Raw genomic sequence first — 12,275 nt, forward strand, 5'->3', positions numbered from 1 at the left:
GTCGCCTACGGCTGGCGCTAGCATAGCGTAGGCAGTATAGAGCGGCTGCATTATGCCGAGGAGATTTAAATGCAATCTCGCTATGTCAGCACGCTAATCAATGCAGGTTTCACGTTGCTTGAGCTTTTGTGTGTACTCGCTTTACTCGGAGCGCTCGCGGCGATGGCCGCGCCAGCCATGCGCGATTGGCTGGCGCGAGATCAGGTAGAAATGCAAGCGCAAGCATTGTTGGCGACATTGGCTTATGCGCGTGGCGAAGCGATCCGGCGCGCCATACGCGTCACCCTCTGCCGGGATGATGGGCACGGACGTTGTTGCGCAAACCATAAGCCATTGTCAACAATGGAGCTGAATAATTGGGCGCGTGGCTATTTAGTGCTGGCTGAATTACCCCCTTGCTTAACCGAACCTAGCCGCGCTCAGATTTTACGCATGCAGCCCCCGATCGAGGCCGTGACGATTCAAAGTGTGTCTGCGCCACTCTCATTCACGCCTCCGGCGGGGCAAATAATAGGGGGTTTTCGCAGTTTTGAGATTGGTGCGCGTACTACGGCATTGGGCCCGTATGGTGTTAGAGCGTGTCGCTGCGTACGGGTTGCTGCGGGTGGCCGCAGTCGTATATTTAATGGACCATGCGCAGCAGCACCGCACAGCCGCTTTTAAAGCGTTGGCGGCGCTTGATGCAGGGCGATTCTTTAATAGAAGTGATGGTGGCTCTCTGGCTCATTGGTTTCGCGGCGCTTGGCGCAATCAGCCTGCAGCTATCGGTAATCCGCGCGCAGCAGTCAATGATTTGGCGTACCTCCGCCTTAAGTTTAGCGGAGGCTGCGGCGGAAGCATTGCGCAGCGGTTATCCAGCGGCTCGGGTGGTCACAGAGTGGCGCTTGCGCGCCGCCCAACTTCTGCCGTCTGGCGATATACGCTTGCTCGATCCAGCCCCTGAGATACGCTTAATCGTTCTATCTTGGCGCCGGCCGGCTCAATGGTTGGGGGGTGACTATGATACGGCGCTCAGTGATTCCCATGCATGCCCATTCAAGGTAACCGGAGCCATGACGCAATGCTTAGCGCTCGCTATCGCGAAATAGGATTGGGCCCACTTAGCCAGGTGTGCACAGGTCAGCGCAGAGCGCTGCGCCGCCAAACTGGACACACGCTATTAGAGCTAATGATTGCGTTTGCTTTAGGGCTTATGCTGATATTGGCGGCTGTAACACTCTATCGTGGGCAACGTGAACTATTTGAGCAGATTGTGCAACGTGCGCGCCGGATGGATGCCGGTCTGACTGCTTTGCATCTAATGAGCGTACATCTGCGCCTAGCGGGTTTTGCTGGGCCGGGCGACGCGCCGCCTGGCGTCGCTATTTTGGGGTGTAGCTTAGGGCGTCCACGGAATTTGTTGGATTCTAGTCCCAAGACAACCGTATGCGAACCCAATGCGGCAAGCGGCTCAGACGGAATCGAAGTGCGTTATAGAGCAGATGAGGTGAATACCTGGGCCAGTGCGGAGGGTTGCGCTACAGATTGTTTGGGGCAAGCCATAGTAACGGATGATGCATCTCAAGCGGGGGCGGCGGCGCTGGCGGTCAACCGCTTTTTTGTGCGCGCTAGCCCATCGACTCGCGCAGTGGAATTATATGGCGAGGGCAGCGGGCGCTTTAACGTCGCGCAACCTATGGTGGAGGGCATTGAGCGTTTACGCATACGCTATTGGCTTGCCGGCGCCAGTCGTCTGGTGGAGGCGAGCGCAGTGCCGCCCGCGGCGTGGCCGCAGGTGGCGGCGGTTGAACTGTGCGTCTTAGTGCGTGGGACTCAGCGTAGCTTAGCGACCTCATATATTGATTGCGATGGACGGCGTGTGACCGCTTCCGACGGCTTGCCGCGCGATGCTTTTACAACTTGGGTGGCGTTACGTAATCGAGGTTTAGCATGGTAGGAAGTCGCTCCGATTGGCCAGTGCGCCAAACGGGTGCAACTTTGGTTTGGGTGACAACTTTAGTCGCCATTTTGCACTTATTTTCTATTTCGCTGCTTAATTTAACGACTCTAGAGACGCGTAACGCAGCGAGCCGGGAGGACCGTGCGCGTGCATTGCATGCAGCGGATGCAGGCTTGAGAATGTGTGTCCGCAGACTCATCCGCGGACATGCGCCGGTGCGGAGTTGGTTAGGTGAAGGGGAGCCTGCGTATTGGCGTACGCCGGCTGCATTTAATAGCCGACTGCCAGCGGCGTTTAAGCTGGTCAACGCATGGCCCTACGCGGCGCAACCGCCGCAATGTTTGATTGAGGCCAGGCCGCTACCTAAATCTTCCGCGCCGTTACCCCCTGAACGGTTGCCACGACAACCTAAACCCGCTGTCTATTGGATTACAGTTCGTGGTTTTGGCGCAACACCTGAAACGCAAGCATGGGTCCAATCGATCGTCATCTTTGAAGAAAAAACCATCCGCTATACATGGCGTTCCTTCGTGGCGCGGCCTTATTAATTCCGGGTACGCTACGTGCGCTTGAATAGTGAAGATTGAAGGAGGCCGTCATAAATTGAAAACTTGGCACATTGGAGATGTCTATGTACGGTGTGAGTGGTACGTTTGCAGAAGCGGCAGAGTATCCAGTAATGCAAGAAAAAAATGCCCACCTCATTCCTGCTGTGGTTTGAGTTTGCTTGAGTTAATGGTAGCGTTGGCGATCATTGCATCAATGCATTTTTATATTATTCCTAGCTATCAAAACTCAATTCGGCGCGGGCATCGTTTGGCGGCTTGTATCGCTCTCTATCGGGCGGCGCAGATGATTGAACGTAGCGGCGAGGATCTAGCTAGAGTTGCCAGCGGCAATGTATGGTCACTGCCCGCTGGCTTTGACCAAGCGCCGCAAGACGCAAAAGCAGTATACCGTTTGCATGTGCGCGCCAAAAATCAGACTAACGGGGGCTATACAATAGAAGCCGAGCCAATCAACCCGGGGCCGATGCAGGGCGATATATGCGGTAGTTATCTATTGGACGCGAATGGGCGGCGGGCAAATCAAGCGCTGGGAGAAGCTGCCCAAGCCAGCTCTAGAATGATGGCGTATTGCTGGCAGGGGCGTTAAAAAATCGCTTTAAAAAAGCCATGTCGGCTGTAGGTCAGCGCCGATGGGAGATCATGCGGCGCCACAGACGTACGCCTTTCCAGGCCGCAACGCCGATGGTCGTCCATTTTGCAAGCGGTCTAGCGTTGCGTAATATAGGACGAAGCAGCAACAACAATGACATAGCTGACTTTAGTGTAGTGTAAGCGCGTGGCACAAAATCCTTGATATCCTTGATTGGTGCCGCATTAACGGTAGTTGGCAGCGGCAAGAACCCTTTTAGCCAACTAAAATAACTGAACTTATTATGTAATGCGGCTGCTGCCTCGACCAGTTCAGCGCGTTCAACTTCAGCGCGAAGGAGCAACAGCTCTTTGCGCATTACACGCTCAAGACGTTTTCCCGAGTGCCTCATGATCTTTCCTGAATTCCTCAAGAGTAGCCTCGAAAGGCCGCGTTGCTTTGCGTGATTTGACACGGATGACAATGACGCAAAGTAGCGCTGCTACTGAATACAGAGCAGACAGCGCGGCTAACGTTTGCCAGCGATAGGCATCCCAAAATACTGTTACCACTAAGGCGGTAACAGTTGTCAGAGCGATGGTGCCAAATAATAAAGCGGCGAAGCTTAGAAAAAGCACACTGAGTAAACGCGCTTTTTCTTCAGCAAGCTCGATTCCAGCTAACTCAAGCCGTGTTTGCGCAAGCGCTAAAATCGAGCTGACTAATCGATTGAGCGCGCCGCCTGATGATTGTGTGTTTTGCATAGCAGTCGCCGCTTCGCTTATTTGCGGTTAATTAACAAGCCGACTAGAATACCCACACCTGCTGCAATTCCAGTTGCTTGCCATGGATGATTGTGCACATAATCTTCTGTAGCACGCGCAGCCTGGCGGCCCTTTTCAACCACTAGGGCTTGCGCGTCAGCCGCTTTTTCTTTAGCTTGCTTAAGTTGTGCAAGGGCTTTTTCGCGCAACTCGTTAGCGCGTTCGCCACTCGCATTGGCTGCTTGTTTAAGAAGTTCTTCGGCATCTAACAAAATATTTTTTATATCGGACATGAGTTTCTCCTTGTCTACTTTCAACATGTTAATTTCCTTAATTAGGCCCCAAGATCTTGCATGTTAACGAAAGTAAACGAAAATTGCGAGCACTTTCAATAAAAATCTCTCTAGTCAAATAGGCCAAGTTATTTTAGTTTATGCTATTACTCCCCAAAAAACTATCCGCTTTTCTTTGGCATTTTATTCGGCCCTATCGCTGGCAATTTATTGGCGGTCAATTATGCGCGTTGGCCTGGACTGGCGACGCCATTCTATGGCCGTATTTAGTTAAGCTTTTAGTCGATGCGATGGAGAACTATCAACCGGCTATCTCGTCATTTGGAAGCATTTTCCTTCCCATTTTTTTGATGCTCATCGGAGGCTGGTTTCTGATTGAAGGGATGTACCGTTTGCAAGGGTTTTGTTTCGCCTGGCTTTTTCCTCGTTTTGAAGCGAAAGTGCGAATGACGGTTTTGGATTATTTAATGCAGCACTCGCATCGCTTTTTCGCTAATAATTTAGCGGGCAGCTTATCCAATAAGATCGCTGATCTTACGCAAAGCCCAATTCGTATTTTTGAAATGGTGATGACCATGTTCATCCCCACCATCGTGTCAGCTCTCGTGGTATTGGTCGTGTTGGCTCTGTTCCAGCCCTTTTTTGTCATTATTTTTTTAATTTGGATTGCGATTCATATTGGAATTTGTCTGTATTTCGCTGGCCGCTGTAATCAGTTGTCCGAAGAACACGCACAAGCGCGCAGCACTTTACAAGGCAGAGTGGTTGATGTCATTAGCAATATCGTAAGCGTTCGGATTTTTGCCCGGCAACGATTTGAATATCAACATATGCTGCCCTACCAGCAGCAGGAGCAATCTAAGCAAACCCAATCTTTGTTTTATATTGAAAGAATGAAGGTCGCCTTGGGCATTGCGGCTTTTATCTGTATTGGCATTGTGCAGATGGGCGGCATCATTTTCGCTTGGCATCGTGGCTTACTGTCAATCGGCGAGACGTTGCTGATTCTGAATGCTACGTTTAGCATTATGGGTATGGCCTGGATGGCGGGTGCGCAATTGCCTAATTTATTCAAAGAAATTGGCGTGTGCCGTCAAGCCTTATCCTTTATTCAGATTGAGCCAGATGTGCAAGATGCGCCAGATGCGGGGCTCTTAAAGGTGACGCGAGGAGAAATTGTTTTTGAGCGCGCGACCTTTAGTTATTACTCCGAACATAACCTCTTTCAAGATAAATCTCTGGTGATACCCGCCGGGCAAAAAGTCGGTTTGGTGGGTCTATCTGGGAGTGGCAAAACCTCGTTTGTTCAGCTTATCCTACGTTACTATGATCTAGACGCTGGCCGTATTCTAATTGACGGGCAAGATATACGTTATGTGACGCAAGCCTCTTTGCATGAGCAAATTAGCTTTATTCCGCAAGAGCCAGTGATGTTCCATCGTAATGTGTTAGAAAACATCCGTTATGGCCGGCCCGCCGCCAGCGATGAAGAAGTATACGAGGCAGCCCGGCTTGCACATTGCGAGGAATTTATTCAACAACTTGAGGCTGGCTATCAAACCTTGGTAGGCGAGCGCGGGACTAAATTATCGGGTGGGCAACGCCAACGGATCGCGATTGCCCGCGCTTTATTAAAAGGTGCACCTATTTTAATTTTGGATGAAGCGACTTCCGCCTTAGATTCAATCACAGAAAAATATGTGCAAGAGGGTTTAGCCAAACTCATGCCTGGGCGCACTACAATTGTGATTGCGCATCGCTTGTCCACATTGGTTGAAATGGACCGCATTTTAGTGTTTCAAAAAGGCCGGATTGTGGAAGACGGTTCGCATCAAAGTTTATTGATGAATGAGGGGTGTTACGCTGAATTATGGCGTAGACAAAGTGGGGGGTTTGTTCCTGCGGAGTAACTATGAGTGATGAAATGCGATCTGAAACCGTGACTATAGGCGGCGGCTGTTTTTGGTGCCTAGAGGCCGTATATCGTGAAGTGGCCGGTGTCACCTCAGTTGTTGCTGGATATGCTGGTGGTATTGTGCCGCATCCCACCTATGCGCAAGTTTGCAGCGGAAATACGGGTCATGCCGAAGTGGTGCAAATGCAATTTGATCCGTTGCAAATCTCCTATGCGGAACTGCTTGAGATTTTTTTTGCGCTGCATGATCCGACTCAACTGAATCGGCAAGGTCATGATATTGGAACTCAGTATCGGTCGGTGATCTTTACGCACTCGCAAGCGCAACATGACAGCGCTTGCGCGGTAATCAATAGATTGAGAGAAGAAAAAATTTATGCGGAGCCGATTGTAACGGAGGTCGCCCCATTAAATGACAATTATTGGCCTGCCGAAGCGGATCATCAAGCCTATTTTTTACAGCATCCAGAGCAGAGGTATTGTCAGTTTGTGATTGCTCCCAAATTGGCGCAGTTTCGTAAAAATTTTACTGATTATTTAAGAACCTAGCGCAAGACAGTGCACGCTTAAAATCCCGAGTTGCTCGACGGTTGCCCGAATATTCATCGTGTTGTGGTCGAGTCGATCAAGTTTTGTCACAACCAGTACATCCCCCCACTTCCATCCGGTCAATCAACTTGATGAAGCCTGGCCTCTCTTTCGTGCACTCACGAATATGTATGTACGAAATCGCTCCTTATATGGTCGCTCCCCATTTTGCAAGCAGATAATTCAGTGAAGGTGTAGAAAGGGTTGCAGTCTTAATATCCGGCCTTGAAAAGCAGGCTAAAGCCTGCGGGCCCTGATGCAATAAGCCAAGAGCATCAACATCTTTTCGGACGACTGGGCGATCCGTGTTCTTGACTAAGACTGCGAAATGTTAATGAGCAGACAAGGCGCACCCTATATTTTTCATGTTATGAAATATTGCTGGATTGGAGGGTCGAGATGAACGGTGCGTAGCCGTTTCACCACACGCCGTGAATGAAAGTTCTCTAGCGCTAAAAACCCTCTGCTAGAATCGGCCCAGCCATAGAAATAGAATGGGCGCGACGTTGCACTAGGCTTAGGGGGCTATGTCAACCTCAAATTGGCATAGAACATTCAATTTACATCAAGGATGCGGACTCGATAAAGTGTGTGAATGAACACCAGAGCCTCTAGGCAAGAGTTTTCGTGCAGCACGCCGAATGAACGCATAAAGACAATGAAAATATCTGCGGTTTCTAGTTTCAAGCGTAGTGTTTTGGGCCACGATTCAGTCTACTACGTTAAGAAAGGCACAGACTATTTAAATCGGGCGGAGCAACAGCACCACAATAAACGCTTTTCGGAAGCGCAGCGCTTATTCGGTAAAGCGCAGCATACTTTTAATAAGATTGACCTGTCCGATAAAACGGACACGTTAAACCATACGCTTGCGCAAGCCTATCTGGAGTACGGAGATCGTTTACGCGATTGCGGCGCTCTTCTAGAAGCGCGGGCAGGGTACGAGGCGGCTCGCGTGTTTGATCCGGCGTTGGCAAACGAGCGATTACAGGCGCTTGTTACGCCGAAGTCAAGCTTGGTTCAGGCGTCTGTTTCCGACATGGTGATGGCCTTGGCCATCCAGTCAGGCAAGCCGCCCTCTTTATCGACTCCAATTGAGACGGTGTACTTTAAAATTAATCCTGCATGGGTTAAGGCGGATGAAGACGTTTCAGGCGAGCCGAAAAATATCAGAAACACCTATCACTTGGCCCGATCGCTGCGCAGCGCTGACTTGTCGAACGCCCAAGAATTAAACGAACTAGCCCGTAATATATTAGAAGTTTTCGGACAACGAGATTACAAAGATTTAGCGATCTGGCGAGAAGTCATTCCGTTGGCGGCCACGCCCGATCCGGTGAAATGCCGCTATTTAATCGGTAAAGCGCATAAGGTTATCGCAACGCAAGAAAAGCTGTTGGATCCATCGGTATTACAAAGCATGGCGGTGATGATTCATCATTTACCAGAATCCCTCTTTAAAAGCAGTACAGGAGATTTAGTTCAACTCCTGAAAGCGTTGATCAAGCGTTTGTCGAGTGAACATCAGCCCGGCAATACTCAGTCCTTTCAACAGTTATTGCAAACGACGTCCCAGGTTTTAGATGCGATGGCCAAAGCCGGGGTCACGGGTATTAGCCGGACCGAGGTGCAAGAACCCCTAGATCAGATTTTAGCTGGGTTAGGTCAAGAACCGGCGTTGCGTTTTCAAGCCTACTATGCGCGTCAAGCGTTAGCGCATATCCCGAATGATGAAAGTCGCTGGCAAGAGATCTGGCGTCGGGGTAGCGGTGTAGTTGTAGGGGCGGTCACGTTAGCCAGTGTGGTGCGGACGTTCAATTCGGATGACTTACTGAAAGCGTTGGATAGTTTTAGCGAGGCGTTTTCAGGGGCGGTTGAGACGGTTAAGCGTTTAGCCGAATTAACGACTGAACTGCAAGGTTTTGGTGCTACGGTGCAGGAAACCGGCCAAGCGATCCGAGATAGTCTGAGCCAAAAAAGGCAACAGCGCTGGTATGCGGCGTTGCAATTTATGGATACGTGCTTAGAAGAGCGCCAATGGGTGCAATTCGAGCAGATTGCCAGGCAGAGCGAATTCAGCGGCAACGAAGCGTTCTTACTGGGGGTGTGTCAACGCTTAGAACACATCGTTCGGACCCAAAAAGAGGAGGTGACACAAAAAGCGGCAATTACGTTTTTGAGCGATTTGGTCCTGAACTCACCCCAATATGAACAGGTGCAGCAGGCAGTGTATCAGGTCCTGAGTCGGCTAGCCAAGACTCAAACCGTGTCTGAACCGATACACACACAAGCTCAACAGGCGTTAGATCAATTGCCTGCGACGGCTCAGGCGCAAGCAGAGGATGCAGAAGATCTTTACCTCGCCCCCGTCTGGGATCCTGCGTGGCAGCAGGTGGGCACACAGTTGTTATACCAAGCCCGGGGAGATGAGCACTTTTTAACGCAGTTCCAAACTACTGCGTTGCAGAGCAACAAAGCTCCGCTGGCGCTGTTAGGGAAGGATATTCAAAAACTTGAAGCGCAGTACACGAAAAGCCTAAAAGCGGATGAAGTGAAAGAAGCGCTGGAAATGTATACAGCGCCACAAGGCAAGCTTAGAGTAGAGTCGACTGAGCATTTTGATCTAGAAGACAAAGTGAACGCATTTCTTCAATCGGATAAGAAAGTGCTGTTACTGCTGGGCGAAGGGGGTTCCGGTAAGTCGACGTTTAACCGGCATCTTGCGCGCCGCTTATGGACTGACTATCAACACACCGATCACGCTCAGGCGCAGCCTATACCGTTATTCATCCCATTAGCTACGCTGGATAATCCCGGCAAGAATCTGATTGAGCAATATTTGAGGGAACAGGGTTTGTCAGAGGCTCAAATAGAAGCCTTACGTTGCGAACGGCGCTTTATTTTTATTCTGGATGGGTATGATGAGATCGCGCACCGCTCGCAAGCGTTTTATGCAGGGAACAAACTGGAGCGCTGGCAAGCGCAGGTGATTATCAGCAGTCGGCCAGAATATTTAGGGACTAACTATCAAAATAAATTTTATCCGCCTGGCAGTCCGAGTGTATTGGAAGAGTGTCGTTTGGTGGGGTTTTCGGATCAGTTAATCGAGAAGTATATTGATAAATATGTCGAGTATGCGCAGCCACAGTGGACAGCGGAGGCGTATAAACGGGCGTTTAAAGACATCCCTGAACTCAAAGAGTTGGTGCGCACGCCTTTTATGCTCAAAATGACATTAGAGGTGTTGCCGAAACTGGAAGGCCGAGAGGAAAAATCAAAGCTCACGCGCATCCGTTTATACGAGAAGTTTGTGGAGAATTGGCTGAACCGCTCACAGGACAGGCTAGCGCGGATACAGCTCAACCCCGAAGAACAGAAAGCGTTTGAGAAGCTAGATGGGGAATTTACGAGTCACGGCTGGGCGTATAGCCAGAATCTAGCGTTATCGATGTATGAAAAGCAGTTGGTGTCGGTGACGTATTCAGAAGCGAAGGATGGGGAAAAAGCGGATTGGCGCGCGCGCTATCTAGGGGACGCAGAAGAAACGACGAAGCTCTTAAGGTTCAATGCACCGCTGTCTCGTCAAAAAGATCAATATCGCTTTATTCATAAATCGATCCAAGATTATTTAGTGGCGCGCGCGGTGTGGGAAGAGCTGGAGAGCGGAGCTGAATTTGATGCATCCGTGAGGGGTGTGGCGTGGAACGGTATGAAAAGTGTGCAGTGCTTATGGGAAAAGCTGATGGACTCAAATCAAGTGGATTCAGAGGGGTTACTGAACCGCTTCAATCTGGTGGAGGATGCAGCGATCCAGCGGTTTTTAGTGGAGCGAGTGGAGCAGGGTCAAGGGTTAGTGAAGCAACTTCTGGGATGGATCAAGGCATCCGCGCAGACAGAGTCGGTGAGTCAAGGCGCGGCGAATGCGATGACGATTCTAGTCGGAGCGGGGATCCAATTTAATGGGATGAATTTACAAGGCATCCGGATCCCTGGAGCGGATCTGAGGGGTGGCGTATTCGATTCAGCCCGGTTACAAGGAGCGGATTTAAGCGGTGTGAAACTCCGCCAGAGTTGGCTGCGGGAAGCGAATTTAAGCGGCGCGCAGATGGCTGGGGTGCAGTTTGGTGAATGTCCGACGCTTAAAGAAGAGAGCGAGGTACGTTCTTGCTCGTATTCCCCGGATGGTAAAATCTGCGCCATAGGACTGAAAAACGGCACGATCAGCGTATATAACACGTTGAACTGGGAAAAAATGCACACCTTACAAGGCCATACCGACAGGGTTATTAGCGTGACATATTCGCCTAGTGGTCAGCAGATCGCCTCTGGCAGTGCGGACTATACGGTGCGTCTGTGGGACGCACACTCCGGGCAACCGGGTCCCACCTTACAAGGCCACACCGACAGGGTTATTAGCGTGATGTATTCGCCCAGCGGTCAGCAGATCGCCTCCGGCAGTGGGGATCATACGGTGCGTCTGTGGGACGCGCACTCGGGGCAACCCGGTCCCATTTTACAAGGCCATACCGACTTGGTGAGTAGCGTGGCGTATTCGCCCAGCGGTCAGCAGATCGCCTCCGGCAGTGCGGACTATACGGTGCGTCTGTGGGACGTGCACACGGGGCAGCCCGGTCCCACCTTGCAGGGCCATACCGAGGCGGTGAATAGCGTGGCGTATTCGCCCAGCGGTCAGCAGATCGCCTCCGGCAGTTGGGATCATACGGTGCGTCTGTGGGACGCGTACTCGGGGCAGCCCGGTCCCACCTTACAAGGCCATACCGGCTTGGTGAGTAGCGTGACGTATTCGCCCAGTGGCCAGCAGATCGCCTCCGGCAGCGCGGATCATACGGTGCGTCTGTGGGACGCGCACTCGGGGCAACCCGGTCCCATTTTACAAGGCCATACCGGCTTGGTGAGTAGCGTGGCGTATTCGCCCAGCGGTCAGCAGATCGCCTCCGGCAGTGCGGACTATACGGTGAGTCTGTGGGATGCATACTCGGGGCAGTCTGGTCCCACCTTACAAGGCCATACCAACTCTGTTTATAGCGTGGCGTATTCGCCCAGCGGTCAGCAGATCGCCTCCGGCAGTCATGACAATACGGTGCGTCTATGGGATGCGCACTCGGGGCAGCCCGGTCCCACCTTACAAGGCCATACCGGCTTGGTGAATAGCGTGACGTATTCGCCCAGCGGCCAGCAGATCGCCTCCGGCAGTGGGGATCATACGGTGCGTCTGTGGGACGCGTACTCGGGGCAACCGGGTCCCACCTTACAAGGCCATACCAACTCTGTTTATAGCGTGGCGTATTCGCCCAGCGGTCAGCAGATCGTCTCCGGCAGTATGGACCAGACGGTGCGTCTGTGGGATGCGCACACGGGACAACCGGGTCCCACCTTACAAGGCCATACCGACTTGGTGAGTAGCGTGACGTATTCGCCCAGTGGTCAGCAGATCGCCTCCGGCAGTAGGGACAATACGGTGCGTCTATGGGATGCGCACACGGGGCAGCCTGGCCTCACCGTCCATACCAGCTGTGTTTGGAGCGTGACATATTCGCCCAACGGTCAGCAGATCGCCTCCGGCAGTCATGACAATACGGTGCGTCTGTGGGATGCGCACACGGGGCAGCCCGGTCCCG

At 51.6% G+C, this 12,275-nt stretch carries 10 protein-coding genes and 1 pseudogene; 7 read left to right on the plus strand and 4 right to left on the minus strand.

Going from position 1 to position 12,275, the window contains the following annotated elements:
- The first annotated feature begins 69 nt into the window (after positions 1-69).
- The 5 genes from MCB1EB_RS02855 to MCB1EB_RS02875 are packed head-to-tail and all read left to right on the plus strand — an operon-like array spanning position 70 to position 3,094.
- Positions 70-663 carry a GspH/FimT family protein gene (locus MCB1EB_RS02855; protein ID WP_045363102.1) on the plus strand — a complete coding sequence of 198 codons (594 nt, stop codon included), beginning with the start codon at positions 70-72 and terminating at the stop codon, positions 661-663.
- Entirely contained in the window at positions 633-1,088 is a 456-nt protein-coding gene (locus tag MCB1EB_RS02860; protein WP_052393802.1) for a type IV pilus modification PilV family protein, read from the plus strand. Before MCB1EB_RS02855 ends, MCB1EB_RS02860 begins: the two co-directional genes overlap by 31 nt.
- Complete coding sequence (locus tag MCB1EB_RS02865; protein ID WP_232034138.1) at positions 1,028-1,936, plus strand: PilW family protein; 909 nt, start codon at positions 1,028-1,030, stop codon at positions 1,934-1,936. The genes MCB1EB_RS02860 and MCB1EB_RS02865 overlap by 61 nt, the downstream gene beginning before the upstream one ends.
- Entirely contained in the window at positions 1,930-2,487 is a 558-nt protein-coding gene (locus MCB1EB_RS02870) for a pilus assembly PilX family protein (RefSeq protein WP_052393798.1), read from the plus strand. Before MCB1EB_RS02865 ends, MCB1EB_RS02870 begins: the two co-directional genes overlap by 7 nt.
- Before the next feature lie 28 nt (positions 2,488-2,515).
- Positions 2,516-3,094: a type IV pilin protein gene (locus MCB1EB_RS02875; RefSeq protein WP_269471771.1), complete on the plus strand. Its 579-nt coding sequence runs from the start codon at positions 2,516-2,518 to the stop codon at positions 3,092-3,094.
- A gap of 34 nt (positions 3,095-3,128) precedes the next feature.
- Here the strand turns inward: MCB1EB_RS02875 and MCB1EB_RS02880 are convergent, their stop codons facing one another.
- The 3 genes from MCB1EB_RS02880 to MCB1EB_RS02890 are packed head-to-tail and all read right to left on the minus strand — an operon-like array spanning position 3,129 to position 4,160.
- Positions 3,129-3,488, minus strand: a complete 360-nt coding sequence (locus MCB1EB_RS02880) for a DUF3318 domain-containing protein (RefSeq protein ID WP_045363101.1) — start codon at positions 3,486-3,488, stop codon at positions 3,129-3,131.
- Positions 3,463-3,840, minus strand: a complete 378-nt coding sequence (locus tag MCB1EB_RS02885) for a phage holin family protein (protein ID WP_026921034.1) — start codon at positions 3,838-3,840, stop codon at positions 3,463-3,465. Before MCB1EB_RS02885 ends, MCB1EB_RS02880 begins: the two co-directional genes overlap by 26 nt.
- Before the next feature lie 17 nt (positions 3,841-3,857).
- Positions 3,858-4,160 (minus strand): ElaB/YgaM/YqjD family protein, encoded by a 303-nt coding sequence (locus MCB1EB_RS02890; protein ID WP_026921033.1) that lies wholly within the window; start codon positions 4,158-4,160, stop codon positions 3,858-3,860.
- A gap of 113 nt (positions 4,161-4,273) precedes the next feature.
- Between MCB1EB_RS02890 and MCB1EB_RS02895 the strand changes: the two genes are divergently transcribed.
- Positions 4,274-6,043, plus strand: a complete 1,770-nt coding sequence (locus MCB1EB_RS02895; RefSeq protein ID WP_045363099.1) for an ABC transporter ATP-binding protein — start codon at positions 4,274-4,276, stop codon at positions 6,041-6,043.
- Between the two features lie 2 nt (positions 6,044-6,045).
- Positions 6,046-6,597 carry a peptide-methionine (S)-S-oxide reductase MsrA gene (msrA, locus tag MCB1EB_RS02900; protein ID WP_045363097.1) on the plus strand — a complete coding sequence of 184 codons (552 nt, stop codon included), beginning with the start codon at positions 6,046-6,048 and terminating at the stop codon, positions 6,595-6,597.
- Here msrA and MCB1EB_RS12300 read toward each other — a convergent pair.
- Positions 6,592-6,745 (minus strand): annotated as a pseudogene (locus tag MCB1EB_RS12300) (recombinase family protein); the annotation flags it as partial. The gene msrA and the pseudogene MCB1EB_RS12300 sit on opposite strands and share 6 nt — an antisense overlap.
- Positions 6,746-12,275 lie beyond the last annotated feature (5,530 nt).

It is taken from the genome of Mycoavidus cysteinexigens (genome assembly GCF_003966915.1).
In the GTDB taxonomy this organism is placed as follows: Bacteria; Pseudomonadota; Gammaproteobacteria; order Burkholderiales; family Burkholderiaceae; genus Mycoavidus; species Mycoavidus cysteinexigens.

Coding starts and splice junctions, on each gene's coding strand:
- MCB1EB_RS02855 (WP_045363102.1), top strand. CDS start 70: ATGCAATCTCGCTATGTCAGCACGCTAATCAATGCAGGTTTCACGTTG.
- MCB1EB_RS02860 (WP_052393802.1), top strand. CDS start 633: ATGCGCAGCAGCACCGCACAGCCGCTTTTAAAGCGTTGGCGGCGCTTG.
- MCB1EB_RS02865 (WP_232034138.1), top strand. CDS start 1,028: ATGCCCATTCAAGGTAACCGGAGCCATGACGCAATGCTTAGCGCTCGC.
- MCB1EB_RS02870 (WP_052393798.1), top strand. CDS start 1,930: ATGGTAGGAAGTCGCTCCGATTGGCCAGTGCGCCAAACGGGTGCAACT.
- MCB1EB_RS02880 (WP_045363101.1), bottom strand. CDS start 3,488: ATGAGGCACTCGGGAAAACGTCTTGAGCGTGTAATGCGCAAAGAGCTG.
- MCB1EB_RS02885 (WP_026921034.1), bottom strand. CDS start 3,840: ATGCAAAACACACAATCATCAGGCGGCGCGCTCAATCGATTAGTCAGC.
- MCB1EB_RS02890 (WP_026921033.1), bottom strand. CDS start 4,160: ATGTTGAAAGTAGACAAGGAGAAACTCATGTCCGATATAAAAAATATT.
- MCB1EB_RS02895 (WP_045363099.1), top strand. CDS start 4,274: ATGCTATTACTCCCCAAAAAACTATCCGCTTTTCTTTGGCATTTTATT.
- msrA (WP_045363097.1), top strand. CDS start 6,046: ATGAGTGATGAAATGCGATCTGAAACCGTGACTATAGGCGGCGGCTGT.